We start from the raw sequence: 12,724 nt of genomic DNA, 5'->3' as shown, positions 1-12,724 counted from the left end.
GTTAACCTAACCGGGAATTCGGCCCCAGGGCCGCCCCCGAATCACCCGTGAGAAAAGGCTGAGTCATGCCCAACTCGTCTGCCTCTGCGCAGTTCTCCCGTCTTTCCCGCCGCGGCGTGCTCGCCGCGGGCGGCGTCGTCGGCGTCGGCGCACTGCTCTCCGCCTGCGGCGCCGGCGGTTCCGGCGGTTCCGGCGCGGGTGCGCAGTCGGGCGGCGCCTGGTCGTTCACGGACGACCGGAAGAAGAAGGTCAGCCTGGACTCGGAGCCGAAGCGGATCGTGGCGTACGTCGGCGCCGCGGCCGCCCTGTACGACTTCGGCGTCGACAAGCAGATCGTGGGCGTCTTCGGCCCCACCAAGAAGAAGAACGGCAGGCCCGACGTGCTCGCCGGCGACCTCCCCGTGGACCGGCTGGAGATCATCGGCAACGCCTACGGCGAGTTCGACGTCGAGAAGTACGCCAAGACCCGCCCCCAGCTCCTCATCACGAACATGTACCAGCCGAACGTGCTCTGGTACGTGCCAGAGGAGAGCAAGTCCAAGATCCTCAAGTTCGCCCCCTCGCTGGCGCTGACCACGGCGAAGGTCTCCATGCTGGAGCCGATCAAGCGCTTCGAGAAGCTGGCCGGGGCGCTCGGCGCCGACGTGAAGGCCAAGAAGGCCGCGGACGCCAAGAAGCGCTTCGAGGAGGCGTCGGAGCGGCTGCGCAAGGCCGCCAAGTCCAGCGGCGGCGTGAAGGTCATGGCCGCCTCCGGGTACCCGGACCTCCTCTACGTGTCCGACCCCGACATGAACGCCGACCTCCGCTACTACAAGGAGCTGGGCGTGGAGTTCGTGAAGCCGAAGAAGGTCAGCAAGCAGGGCTTCTTCGAGGAGCTGAGCTGGGAGAACGCCGACAAGTACAAGGCCGACATCCTCTTCATGGACAACAGGACGCAGGCGCTCCAGCCGTCCGCGCTCAAGTCCAAGCCGGCCTGGAGCAGGCTGCCCGCCGTGAAGGCGGGCCAGATCGCCGAGTGGAACCCCGAGCCGCGCTTCTCCTACGCGGGCGCGGCCCCCCTCCTCGAAGACCTGGCCAAGGCCATCGAGGACGCCAAGAAGGTCGGCTGATCCCGACGAGCTGAATCCGGGGCCCTGCGGCCCGACCACCGCAGGGCCCGCCGCCGCACGGCGCACGCAGGACCCCACGGCACGAAGAACCGGGAGGACCCCCATGAGCACCGCAGCACCCGAAGCACCGGCCCCCGCCGTCCCGTTCGAGTTCTTCGACCTGCATGTCGTGCGCACCCGGAAACTCGGCCGGAGCCTGGTGCGGGTCACGCTCGGCGGGGAACGGCTGTGGCGCTTCCACTCCGGCGGCCGCGACCAGCGCTTCAAGCTGTTCCTGCCGCACCCGGGCCAGGACGCTCCTGTGGTGCCCACCGAGGCGGGCAACGACTGGTTCCCGCAGTGGCGCGCGATGGACCCGTCGGTACGCGGCATCATGCGCTCCTACACGGCGCGTGAGCAGCGCCGCGTGCCCCACGAGGAGCTGGACGTGGACTTCGTGCTGCACGGCGCCGGCCCGTCCGGCATGCCCGAGGGCCCGGCCTCGCGCTGGGCGGCCACCGCACGCCCCGGCGACCGGGTCACCCTCCTCGGCCCGGTCGTCGAGGACAACGGCGGCGTCGACTTCCGCCCGCCCGAGGGCACCGACTGGGTGCTGCTCAGCGGCGACGAGACGGCGCTGCCCGCGATCGCCGGCATCCTCGGCTCGCTGCCGCCCGCGACCCGGGTCAAGGTGTGGCTGGAGGTCCCGCACGCCGAGGACCTGCAGGACCTGCCGACCCTCGCGGACGCCGACATCACCTGGCTGGTCCGCGAGAACTTCACCCGGCACCGCACGGACGCCGTCCTGGACTCGGTGCGCGCCGCCGCACTGCCGGGCGGCACCCCGTACGCCTGGATCGCGGGCGAGGCGGGCACCGTGAAGGCGCTCCGCCGCCACCTGGTGCGAGAGCGCGGGTTCGACCGCCGCGCGGTGAAGTTCACCGGCTACTGGCGCCTCGGCGCGACCGAGGAGCAGCTGGTCGAGGAGGCCGTCTCCGCCGCCTCCTGAGAGCCTGCCCCCAGACCAGGCCCCCGCCCCGTCCCGTCCGTCTCTTCCGCGCGGGGCGGGGGTCTGTTTTTCCGGCGCCTGTACGGGGGTTCCGGCCGAGCCCGCGAAGGTACGGGGACGCCGGCCGGCCCCTCAGAGCCCGAGCTGCTCCAGCGCCTTGCCCGCCTCCAGCTCGCACGCACCGTCGCCGCCCCGCGTCCAGGCCGCCGCGCACAGCGCCCGCAGGCCGTCCAACGGCTCGCCGTCACCGGCCAGTTCGAGGGCGCCTTCGCCCGCGTACGCCGTCCAGCCGCCGCACGCGAAGCCCTCCGCGCTCTCCTCGACCTCCGGCTGGTGCTCCAGCAGATCCCGCAGGTCACGGCCCACATACGTCGGCCGGTGCCGCGGCCCGGCGGCCAGCAGTTGCGCCGCGTCCGTCACGCCGGTCAGCACCAGCAGCGAGTCGACGCCCCCGGCCCACGCGCCCTCGATATCGGTGTCCAATCGGTCGCCGACCACGAGCGGCCGCTCGGCGCCCGTGCGCAGCACCGACTCGCGGTGCATCGGCGGCAGCGGCTTCCCCGCGACCTGCGGCTCCGGCGCGTCCCGCATCCACCGCGTGGCGATCCGCACCACCTCGACGGCGGCGCCGTTGCCCGGCGCGATGCCGCGCCCGCTCGGGATGGTCAGGTCCGCGTTGGAGGCGAACCACGGCACACCGCGCTGCACCGCCAGCGCCGCCTCGGCCAGCCGCCCCCAGGGCAGCTCGGGCCCGCCGTAGCCCTGCACCACGGCCGCCGGGTCCTCGTCGGCCGACTCCACGACGGTCAGCCCGCGTTCGCGCAGCGCGACCCGCAGCCCCTCGCCGCCGACCCACAGCACCCGCGCGCCGTCCGGCACCTGCTCGGCGATCAGCCGCGCCACCGCCTGCGCCGAGGTGATCACGTCCGAGGGCTCGGCCGGCACGCCCAGCTCGGTCAGATGCTCCGCGACGGTGCCGGGGGTGCGCGCCGCGTTGTTGGTGACGTACGCCAGCCGCATGCCGCCCTCCCGCGCGCGCTCCAGCGACTCCACGGCGTGCGGCACCGCGTCGCCGCCCGCGTACACGACCCCGTCCAGGTCCAGCAGCGCCGTGTCGTAGGCCGAGCCCAGCGCACCCGCGCATCCGTCCGTACGCGTACGCCGTCCTGCGGCATCCGCACCGCTCCCGCCGCCCGACGGGTCCGCCGCGCCCTGCTGCCCCTGCTGCATCTCTCTCGCTCTCCTCACCTGCGCCTGAACCCCACGCCCCCTCCCCCGATCATCCCGCACCCGGCCGCGCGGAGCGGCGCCGGTCCGCCCGGCGCCGGGCCCTCCGCCCCCGTACACCCGCGGTCCACCGCCCGTACCCCTCGCCGACCGCCCATCGGCGCTCCCGCGTCGCATCCCCGCGCCCCCTGTGCCCCGTTCACGGCGTATGGGCCGTCCCGCATAGCATTTGGGGATGACCGCCGACGGCCTCCGACTCTCCCCCTTCCGCGGGCTGCGTTACGCCCCCGAGCGGGTCAGCGGCCTGGCCGCGGTGACCTCCCCGCCGTACGACGTGGTGGTGAGACCCGATGGGCTGCACCACCTGGAGACCGCCGACCCGTACAACATCGTCCGGCTGATCCTCCCGCAGGCCCAGGACCCCGGCACCCGGCACCGGCAGGCGGCCGAGACCCTGCGCCGCTGGCGCGCCGACGGCGTCCTGGCGACCGACCCGCGCCCGGCGCTGTACGTGTACGAGCAGCGCCGCGGCGACGTGCTGCAACGCGGACTCATCGGCGCTCTGCGGCTCTCGCCCCCGGAGGAGGGCGTGGTGCTGCCGCACGAGGAGGTGATACCGGAGGTCGTGGCCGACCGTGCCGCGCTGATGCGCGCGGTGGCCGCCCAACCCGAGCCGCTGCTGCTCTCCTACCGCGGCAGCGGCTCGGCCACCGGTGCTTCGGGCGTCATCGAACGCGCGGCGCGCGCCGAACCCCTCCTGGACACCACCACCGAGGACGGCTTCGCGCACCGGCTGTGGGCGGTGACGGACCCCGCCGAACTCGCCGCGGCCGACGAGGACTTGGCCCGCCGGCGCGCGCTGATCGCCGACGGGCACCACCGCTGGGCGACCTATCTGCGGCTGAGCGCCGAGCGCAACGGGCACTCCGGCGAGCCCCCGGCAGGGCACAACGGCTTCCCCTCCCCCGCGGGCCCCGCCGGCGCGCACACCGGCGAGGAGGGCTCGGGCGACCCCTGGGACTACGGCCTCGTGCTGCTCGTGGACACCGCCAGGTATCCCCTCCAGGTGCACGCCATCCACCGGGTGCTCCCCCGCGTACCGGTGAAGCAGGCGCTCAACGCGATCGAGGAACAGGGCGCGTTCCGCACCCGCACCCTGCGGGCTCCGCTGGGCGAGGCGCTGGGCGCCCTGGAGCGCAGCCCCGGCAACGCGTTCCTGCTCACCGAGGGCGACGGCACCTTCCATCTGCTCGACCGTCCCTCACCGCGGCTGCTGGAGAGCGCCGTGGACCCCGCGCGCCCCGCGGCCTGGCGCCGGCTGGACGCCACGGTGCTGCACGCGGCGCTGCTGGACGCGGTGCTGGGCGTTCCCGACCGGCCCTCGGACATCGGCTACATCCACGACACCGGCGCCGCGGTCGAGCAGGCCGCGCAGCACGGGGGCACCGCGGTGCTGATGCGCGCGGTGCGCGAGGAGACGGTGCGGGAGCTCGCGGAGCGCGGCATCACCATGCCCCGCAAGTCCACCTCCTTCGGACCGAAGCCGGCAACGGGTCTTGTGCTGCGCACACTTGAGGACTGAGCAGGCTTGAGGACTGAGCAGGACCGGTAGCCGGTCTCCCTCCGCGTCTCTCCCCCTGAGGGGCATGCGGCGAAGGCACCCCCTTCTCCGCATGCCCCTTCTTTATGCAGGGCACCCTTACCCGGGGCCGCCCGCAGCGCGCCCCAAAGGGCTTCAACTCCCCCACCAAACACGGACATCTCCCCCGATTCCGGAGCGACATCCGCCTCGTACCCCCCTCCCGGCTCCTCCCTCACTCGGGTTAGGTTAGGGTAGCCTTACCTCACCGCGTAGACCGCGCGGCGAGCCCGATGTCCGCGTCAGGGAGGACTCATGAGCAGCAGGTCTCACCTGCTCAACGACAGGACGGCGGAGCGCTACCGGCGCTCCGTCAGCGAAGGCGTCGGACGAGTGGCGGACAAACTCGCCCGCACCGAGCGGCCGTTCACCGGAGCCACCCCGGAGGGCCTGGCCCCCGCGATCTCCGCGATCGACCTGGAGCAGCCGCTGGAGGACCCCGGCGCCGCGCTCGACGAGCTCGAGGACGTCTACCTGCGCGACGCCGTCTACTTCCACCACCCGCGCTACCTCGCGCACCTCAACTGCCCGGTGGTGATACCCGCGGTGCTCGGCGAGGCGGTGCTCTCCGCCGTCAACTCCTCGCTGGACACCTGGGACCAGAGCGCGGGCGGCACGCTCATCGAGCGGCGCCTCATCCAGTGGACGGCCGCCAGGATCGGCCTGGGCACCGCGGCGGACGGCATCTTCACCAGCGGCGGCAGCCAGTCCAACCTCCAGGCGATGATGCTCGCCCGCGACGAGGCCTGCCGCCTGGTGCGCAAGAACTCCGAGCACGCGCCGACCCGCGCGCAGATCCTGCCGCAGCTCCGCATCCTCACCTCCGAGTGCAGCCACTTCAGCATCGAGAAGTCCGCCACCCTGCTGGGCCTCGGCGCCGAGGCGGTCATCTCCGTACCCTGCGACGACAAGCGCCGGATGCGTACGGACGCGCTGGAGGCCGAGCTGGAGCGCTGCGAGAGCGAGGGCCTCACCGTGATGGCCGTCGTCGCCACGGCGGGCACCACCGACTTCGGCAGCATCGACCCGCTGCCCGAGATCGCCAGGATCTGCGAGCGCGCCGGCACCTGGATGCACGTGGACGCGGCGTACGGCTGCGGCCTCCTGGTCTCCCGCCGCCACCACATGCTGGCCGGCATCGAGCGCGCCGACTCGGTGACCGTGGACTACCACAAGTCCTTCTTCCAGCCGGTCAGTTCCAGCGCGGTCCTGGTGCGCGACGCCGGCACGCTGCGGCACGTCACGTACCACGCGGACTACCTCAACCCGGCCCGCATGGCCGAGCAGCGGATACCCAACCAGGTCGACAAGTCCATCCAGACCACCCGCCGCTTCGACGCGCTGAAGCTCTGGATGACCCTGCGCGTGATGGGCGCCGACGGCGTCGGCGAGCTCTTCGACGAGGTCGTGGACCGCGCGGCCGACGCCTGGAAACTGCTGGACGAGGACCCGCGCTTCGAGGTCGTCACCGAACCCCAGCTCAGCACCCTGGTCTTCCGCTATCTGCCGCCCTCGGCCGCCACCGAGCCCGAGCTCACCGACAAGGTCAACCTGCACGCCCGCGAGGCACTCTTCGCCTCCGGCGACGCGATCGTGGCCGGCACCAAGGTGGACGGGCGGCACTACCTCAAGTTCACGCTGCTCAACCCGGAGACCACGCTCGAGGACATCGCCACCGTGCTCGACCTGATCGCCGAGCACGCGGGCCGCCGCCTGTCCGAACTCCAGGCCGAGCAGGCCGGGGAGGACGGCGCGCACGCCGGCAGCGAGCTCAGCGACTCCCGCGCGGGCTGAGCCGGCGAAAGCCGCCACCCGAGCGCCGCCACTTGCGCGCCGCCGCTCAGGCGCAGCCACTCCCCGCGGGCCGAGGCACACCCCCCGCACCCCCACATCCCAGACCTCACCGGAGATCCGGAGACTCACGTGACCACCGCTCACGACGCCGCACAGGACGCCTCCAAAGTCCACGACTTCATAGCCATCGGGCTCGGTCCCTTCAACCTGGGCCTCGCCTGTCTGACCGACCCGGTCGACGGGCTCGACGGCCTCTTCCTGGACGACCGCCCGGGCTTCGACTGGCACCCCGGCATGATGCTGGAGGACAGCACCCTCCAGACCCCGTTCATGTCCGACCTGGTCACCCTCGCCGACCCCACCTCCCCGTACTCCTTCCTCAACTACCTGAAGGACCAGGGCAGGCTGTACTCCTTCTACATCCGCGAGAGCTTCTATCCGCTCCGCGCCGAGTACAACGACTACTGCCAGTGGGCGGCGAACAGGCTCTCCACTCTCCGCTTCCAGCACCGCGTCACCTCCGTCGAGTACGACGAGAGCGAGCAGGTCTACGTCGTACGGGCCGACGACACCGGCGCCGGCGAGCAGCGCGTCTACCGCGCCGCCAAGCTGGTCCTGGGCACCGGCACCCCGCCCTACCTCCCCGACTCCTGCCGCGACCTGGGCGGCGACCTGATCCACAACTCCCGCTACCTGGAGAGCAAGTCCACCCTCCAGGAGAAGGACTCGATCACCATCGTGGGCAGCGGCCAGAGCGCCGCGGAGATCTACTACGACCTGCTCCAGGAGATCGACACCCACGGCTACCAGCTCAACTGGGTCACCCGCTCCCCGCGCTTCTTCCCGCTGGAGTACACCAAGCTGACCCTGGAGATGACCTCGCCGGAGTACGTGGACTACTTCCACTCCCTCCCCCCGTCGACCCGCGACCAGCTCAACGCCTCGCAGAAGAATCTCTACAAGGGCATCAACACCGAGCTGATCGACGGCATCTTCGACCTGCTCTACCAGAAGAACCTGCACTACTCGCGGCGCGGAGACGGCCCCGTGCCCACCACGCTCCTCACCAACACCGCGCTCACCGGCGCCTCGTACGACGAGGACAGCGCGCGCTACACCCTGGAGCTGCGCCAGGAGGAGCAGAAGCGGGACCACAGCCTCGGCACCCAGGGCCTGGTCCTGGCCACCGGCTACAAGTACGAGACCCCCGCGTTCCTCGCCCCGGTCGCCGACCGCATCGAGCGCGACGAGCAGGGCCGCTTCGCCGTCGGGCGCAACTACAGCATCGACGTGACCGGCCGCGACATCTTCGTGCAGAACGCCGAGCTGCACACGCACGGCTTCGTCACCCCCGACCTGGGCATGGCCGCGTACCGCAACTCCTGCCTCATCCGCGAGCTGCTCGGCCGCGAGTACTACACGATCGAGAAGTCCATCGCCTTCCAGAACTTCGCCGCCCCGGGCTCGGAGGTGTCCCCCGCATGACCCGCCCCACCGACACGGTCTTCTCCCGCACCGACGAACTCCTCGGCGAGTTCGCCCTGCGCCCCGTCGCGCCGATCGCCGACGCGCCGATGCTGCACGAGTGGGTCACCCACGAGAAGTCCGCCTTCTACCTGCTCCAGGACGCCAAACTCGCCGACGTCGAGCGCGAGTTCATGGGCATCGCCGCGTCCGAGCACCACGACGCGTTCATCGGCCTGCACAACGGCGAGCCCGCCTTCCTCGTCGAGCGCTACGACCCCGCGCACGTCGAACTCAAGGGCCTGTACGAGGCCAAGCCCGGCGACATCGGCATGCACTTCCTCTGTGCGCCCACCGACACCCCCGTGCACGGCTTCACCCTCGCGGTGATCACCACCGTCATGGAGTTCCTCTTCGACGACCCCGCCAACGAGCGCGCCGTCGTCGAGCCGGACGTCCGCAACACCGGCGTCCACGCCCTCAACAAAGCCGTCGGCTTCCAGATCGAGCGCACCCTCGCCAAGCCCGAGAAGGACGCCTACCTCAGCTTCTGCACCCGCGAACAGTTCCACCAGTCCAGCGCGCACCAGCAGTCCCGCGCGTCCCGAGGAGGGGCGACCGCATGACCACCCCCCGTACCCCAGCAGCCCCCGGCCCGGCGGACGCCGTCGCCCACCTCACCCCCGAGCGCTGGGCCCAGGCCGGCCGCCGGCTCATACGCAAAGCCCTCGCCGAGCTCACCCATGAGCGGGTCCTGACCCCCGAGCAGCTCCCCAAGGAGGACAACCGGTACGTCGTACGCTCCGACGACGGCGCCACCGAGTACCGCTTCACCGCCACCGTCCTCACCCTGGACCACTGGCAGGTCGAGGCGGACAGCATCACCCGCCTCCGCGACGGCCGCGAACTCCCGCTGGACGCCCTGGACTTCTTCACCGAGCTGAAGGACACCGTCGGCCTCAGCGAGGACGTCCTCCCCGTCTACCTGGAGGAGATCAGCTCCACCCTCGCCTCCACCGCGTTCAAACTGGCGGGCCAGCAGCCCAGCGCCGACACGCTGGCACGCTCCGGCTTCCAGGAGATCGAGGCCGGGATGACCGAGGGCCACCCCTGCTTCGTCGCCAACAACGGGCGGCTCGGCTTCGACATCGCCGAGTACCGGCAGTACGCGCCCGAGGCCGGCGCCCCCGTGCGGCTGCTGTGGATCGCCGCGCACCGCAGCCGCGCCACCTTCACCGCCTGCTCCGACTTCGGCTACGACAAGCTGCTGCTGTCCGAGCTGTCCGGCTCCACCCTGCGCCGCTTCTCCGCCTCCCTGGCCGAGCTCGGCCTGGAGCTGGACGACTACTACCTGGTGCCCGTGCACCCCTGGCAGTGGTGGAACCGGCTGACCACGACCTTCGCCGCCGAGGTCGCCGAGCGCTACCTCGTCTGCCTCGGCCACGGCGACGACGACCACCTCGCCCAGCAGTCCATCCGGACGTTCTACAACGCCTCCAACCCGTCGAAGCACTACGTCAAAACGGCACTCTCGGTCCTCAACATGGGCTTCGTACGCGGCCTCTCCGCCGAGTACATGAAGGCCACCCCCGCCATCAACGACTGGCTGGCCGAGCTCATCGAGGGCGACGACGTGCTGCGCGGCACCGGCCTCACGATCCTGCGCGAGCGCGCCGCGGTCGGCTACCACCCGCGCCAGTTCGAGGCGGCCACCACCAAGGGCTCCCCGTACCGCAAGATGCTCGCCGCCCTGTGGCGCGAGAGCCCCGTGCCGCGGCTCGCCGAGGGAGAGCGCCTGGCCACCATGGCCTCGCTGCTCCACGTCGACCAGGAGGGCGGCTCCTTCGCCGCTGCCCTCATCCGCCGCTCCCGGCTCACCCCGCAGGAGTGGATGCGCCGCTACCTCGGCACCTACCTGACCCCGCTGCTGCACGCCTTCTACGCGTACGACCTGGTGTTCATGCCGCACGGCGAGAACGTCATCCTGGTCCTCGACGAGAACGGCGCCCCGGTCCGCTCGGTGTTCAAGGACATCGCCGAGGAGATCGCGGTCATGAACGACACCCTCGAACTCCCCGAGGAGGTCGAGCGGATCCGCGCCGAGGTCCCCGAGGACATGAAGATCCTCTCGATCTTCACCGACGTCTTCGACTGCTTCCTGCGCTTCCTGAACGGCATCCTCGCCACCGATCCCACGATCGACCTCACCGAGGACGCCTTCTGGGCCACCGTCGCCGAGTGCGTCACGGACTACCAGAAGGCACACCCGGACCTGGCGGAGCGCTTCGAGCGGTACGACATGTTCGCCGACACCTTCGCCCTGTCCTGCCTCAACAGGCTCCAGCTGCGCAACAACAAGCAGATGGTCGACCTCGAGGACCCGGCCGGCGCACTCCAGCTCACCGGCGATCTCCAGAACCCGATCGCCCGCTTCAAGCCGTAACGGCGGCGGGCCGACCGGCCCCGATACACGTGTGGGCGGGACCCCTCGGGGTTCCCGCCCACACTCATGTCTGCGTCAGCTCAGCTCGCGCGGCCCTCGCCGCCGTCCTGCGCCTCGCCCTCTTCGCCCTCGTCCTCTTCATCGGGGTCGAGCGCGTCGACGAACTCCACACCGTCCAGCTCGGCCAGCCGGTCGGAGGCATCCGTGGTCCCGCCCTGATCGGCGTCCAGCGCCTTGGCGAACCACTCGCGCGCCTCCTCCTCGCGCCCGACCTCCAACAGCGCGTCCGCGTACGCGTACCGGAGCCGCGCGCTCCACGGCTGCACCGAACCCGACGCCAGCTCCGGGCTCTGCAGCGTCACCACGGCGGCCTCGGCCTGGCCCATGTCACGCCGCGCACCGGCCGCCACCAGCCGCATCTCGACCTGCCCTGCCTTGTCGAGCTGCTTCACCTCGGGCTCACCGGCCATCGCCAGCGCCTTCTCGGGACGGCCCAGACCGCGCTCGCAGTCCGCCATCACCGGCCACAGGTGCTGCAGCCCGGTCATCCGCCGCGCCGCCCGGAACTCCGCCAGCGCCTCCGCGTACTTCTCCGACGCGTACGCCGCGAAGCCCATCGCCTCGCGCACGGAGGGCACCCGGGACGCCAGCCGGTGCGCGATCTTCGCGTACCCGTACGCCTTCTGCGGATCCTCATCCAGCAGCCGCGCGACCATCACGAGGTTCTTCGACACGTCCTCGGCAAGCGTCTTCGGCAGGCTCATGAGCTCCTGCTTCACGGCCTTGTCGATCTCCTCGCCGGTGATGTCCTCATCCACCGGCAGCCGCTTGATCGGCGGCTGCTGACGCCGGTCGTCCCGACGGTCATCCCGCCGGTCGTCCCGCCGCCCACCACGCGCGTCCTCACGCCGCGGCCCACGCGGCCGGTCATCACGCCGGTCATCGCGCCGCTGGTCACGGCCACGACCACCGCCGCCACCCTGCCCGTACGGCCGCCGACCCCCGCGGTCGTCATCACGCCTGGGGCCACGAGGCCGGTCATCGCGACGGTCGTCGCGGCGGTCATCGCGACGGTCGTCCCGCCGGTCGTCCCGCCTGTCATCGCGCCGGCCACGATCACGGTCGTCCCGACGGTCGTCGCGCCGGTCACGGTCCCGATCCCGGTCGCGGTCGCGGTCCCGCCCGTACGAGGGCCGGTCATCGCTCTTCCTGTACGGGGGCCGACCACCACGGTCGTTGCTCTTCCCGTACGGAGGCCGCCCGCCCCGCTCGTCATCACGACGCGGGCCACGCGGCCGGTCGTCCCGCCGATCATCGCGACGGTTGTCCCGGCGGTCGTCGCGCCTGTCATCACGCCGGTCGCGGTCGTCCCGCCGGAAGTCCCTGCGGTCGCCGCCCCGCTCGGCGCCACCACGGTCGTTGGACCGGCCAGGACCGGAGCCGCGGCCCCTGTCGCCCCGGTCGCGATCCCTGTCGCGGTCACGGTCACGGTCGTCGCGTCGGAATCCACCCCGGTTACGGTTCCGGTCATCACCCCGAGGGCCCCCGCGCGGACGGTCGTCCCGGCGCCCCTCGAACTGGCGCGGCCTGCGCTCGGGCCTCTCGGACCTGTCGCGGTCGCGACCGCGGTCGTCGGATGAGTTGGCGGACATTGACGTGACTCCTGTCTGCGGGGTTACCGCAATCATTCTCGCGCAGCCGCACAAACGGCGCGCTCGCACCGCAGTGCACACATAAAAAAACCCTGGGCCCAGCGCGTGCACGCTGGGCCCAGGGCCAAAGATTGTTCGGCGGCGTCCTACTCTCCCACACGCTCCCGCATGCAGTACCATCGGCGCTGAAAGGCTTAGCTTCCGGGTTCGGAATGTAACCGGGCGTTTCCCTTTCGCCATGGCCACCGAAACTCTCATCAAGAATGCCTCGCCACGTAGGGGGCAATTCCAGAGTCAAGCGAACAAGCACACTCTTCATTTAGAAGACGGTTGTTGTCTCAGACACTACACAGTGGACGCAAGCAACTATGGACAAGCCCTCGGCCTATTAGTACCGGTCAACTCCAG

At 71.3% G+C, this 12,724-nt stretch carries 10 protein-coding genes and 1 rRNA gene; 7 read left to right on the top strand and 4 right to left on the bottom strand.

Going from position 1 to position 12,724, the window contains the following annotated elements; all coding sequences use genetic code 11:
- Positions 1-65: 65 nt before the first annotated feature.
- Both ABEE00_RS31460 and ABEE00_RS31455 read left to right on the top strand, forming a co-directional pair.
- On the top strand, positions 66-1,109 hold the full coding sequence (locus ABEE00_RS31460; RefSeq protein ID WP_345749166.1) for an ABC transporter substrate-binding protein: 1,044 nt from the start codon (positions 66-68) through the stop codon (positions 1,107-1,109).
- 103 nt (positions 1,110-1,212) lie between these two features.
- Positions 1,213-2,097 carry a siderophore-interacting protein gene (locus ABEE00_RS31455; protein ID WP_345749165.1) on the top strand — a complete coding sequence of 295 codons (885 nt, stop codon included), beginning with the start codon at positions 1,213-1,215 and terminating at the stop codon, positions 2,095-2,097.
- 132 nt (positions 2,098-2,229) lie between these two features.
- Here the strand turns inward: ABEE00_RS31455 and ABEE00_RS31450 are convergent, their stop codons facing one another.
- Positions 2,230-3,327, bottom strand: a complete 1,098-nt coding sequence (locus tag ABEE00_RS31450) for an HAD hydrolase-like protein (RefSeq protein WP_345749164.1) — start codon at positions 3,325-3,327, stop codon at positions 2,230-2,232.
- A 232-nt stretch (positions 3,328-3,559) separates the two neighbouring features.
- Between ABEE00_RS31450 and ABEE00_RS31445 the strand changes: the two genes are divergently transcribed.
- From ABEE00_RS31445 to ABEE00_RS31425, 5 genes are all read left to right on the top strand, one after another.
- Positions 3,560-4,906 (top strand): DUF1015 domain-containing protein, encoded by a 1,347-nt coding sequence (locus tag ABEE00_RS31445; RefSeq protein WP_345749163.1) that lies wholly within the window; start codon positions 3,560-3,562, stop codon positions 4,904-4,906.
- Positions 4,907-5,218: 312 nt separating this feature from the next.
- A complete protein-coding gene (locus tag ABEE00_RS31440; RefSeq protein ID WP_345749162.1) occupies positions 5,219-6,757 on the top strand; it encodes a pyridoxal phosphate-dependent decarboxylase family protein in 1,539 nt (512 codons plus the stop codon).
- A 129-nt stretch (positions 6,758-6,886) separates the two neighbouring features.
- On the top strand, positions 6,887-8,242 hold the full coding sequence (locus ABEE00_RS31435; protein WP_345749161.1) for a lysine N(6)-hydroxylase/L-ornithine N(5)-oxygenase family protein: 1,356 nt from the start codon (positions 6,887-6,889) through the stop codon (positions 8,240-8,242).
- Entirely contained in the window at positions 8,239-8,847 is a 609-nt protein-coding gene (locus ABEE00_RS31430) for a GNAT family N-acetyltransferase (protein ID WP_345749160.1), read from the top strand. Before ABEE00_RS31435 ends, ABEE00_RS31430 begins: the two co-directional genes overlap by 4 nt.
- The gene (locus ABEE00_RS31425) at positions 8,844-10,664 is read left to right on the top strand and encodes an IucA/IucC family protein (protein ID WP_345749159.1); all 1,821 of its coding nucleotides are present in this window, start codon (positions 8,844-8,846) and stop codon (positions 10,662-10,664) included. The genes ABEE00_RS31430 and ABEE00_RS31425 overlap by 4 nt, the downstream gene beginning before the upstream one ends.
- A gap of 80 nt (positions 10,665-10,744) precedes the next feature.
- On the opposite strand, the gene ABEE00_RS31420 is transcribed toward ABEE00_RS31425, so the two are convergent.
- The 3 genes from ABEE00_RS31420 to rrf all read right to left on the bottom strand — a co-directional run bounded on the left by ABEE00_RS31420 (position 10,745) and on the right by rrf (position 12,566).
- The gene (locus ABEE00_RS31420; protein ID WP_345749247.1) at positions 10,745-11,488 is read right to left on the bottom strand and encodes a hypothetical protein; all 744 of its coding nucleotides are present in this window, start codon (positions 11,486-11,488) and stop codon (positions 10,745-10,747) included.
- Positions 11,440-12,195: a hypothetical protein gene (locus ABEE00_RS31415; protein ID WP_345749255.1), complete on the bottom strand. Its 756-nt coding sequence runs from the start codon at positions 12,193-12,195 to the stop codon at positions 11,440-11,442. The genes ABEE00_RS31420 and ABEE00_RS31415 overlap by 49 nt, the downstream gene beginning before the upstream one ends.
- A gap of 254 nt (positions 12,196-12,449) precedes the next feature.
- Positions 12,450-12,566 (bottom strand): 5S ribosomal RNA (gene rrf, locus ABEE00_RS31410).
- Positions 12,567-12,724 lie beyond the last annotated feature (158 nt).

Source organism: Streptomyces odontomachicola, assembly GCF_039605595.1.
In the GTDB taxonomy this organism is placed as follows: Bacteria; Actinomycetota; Actinomycetes; order Streptomycetales; family Streptomycetaceae; genus Streptomyces.
The sequence above is the reverse complement of the archived record's forward strand: the minus strand, read 5'-3'. Positions and strand labels throughout refer to the sequence as shown.

Coding starts and splice junctions, on each gene's coding strand:
- ABEE00_RS31460 (WP_345749166.1), top strand. CDS start 66: ATGCCCAACTCGTCTGCCTCTGCGCAGTTCTCCCGTCTTTCCCGCCGC.
- ABEE00_RS31455 (WP_345749165.1), top strand. CDS start 1,213: ATGAGCACCGCAGCACCCGAAGCACCGGCCCCCGCCGTCCCGTTCGAG.
- ABEE00_RS31450 (WP_345749164.1), bottom strand. CDS start 3,327: ATGCAGCAGGGGCAGCAGGGCGCGGCGGACCCGTCGGGCGGCGGGAGC.
- ABEE00_RS31445 (WP_345749163.1), top strand. CDS start 3,560: ATGACCGCCGACGGCCTCCGACTCTCCCCCTTCCGCGGGCTGCGTTAC.
- ABEE00_RS31440 (WP_345749162.1), top strand. CDS start 5,219: ATGAGCAGCAGGTCTCACCTGCTCAACGACAGGACGGCGGAGCGCTAC.
- ABEE00_RS31430 (WP_345749160.1), top strand. CDS start 8,239: ATGACCCGCCCCACCGACACGGTCTTCTCCCGCACCGACGAACTCCTC.
- ABEE00_RS31425 (WP_345749159.1), top strand. CDS start 8,844: ATGACCACCCCCCGTACCCCAGCAGCCCCCGGCCCGGCGGACGCCGTC.
- ABEE00_RS31415 (WP_345749255.1), bottom strand. CDS start 12,195: ATGACCGGAACCGTAACCGGGGTGGATTCCGACGCGACGACCGTGACC.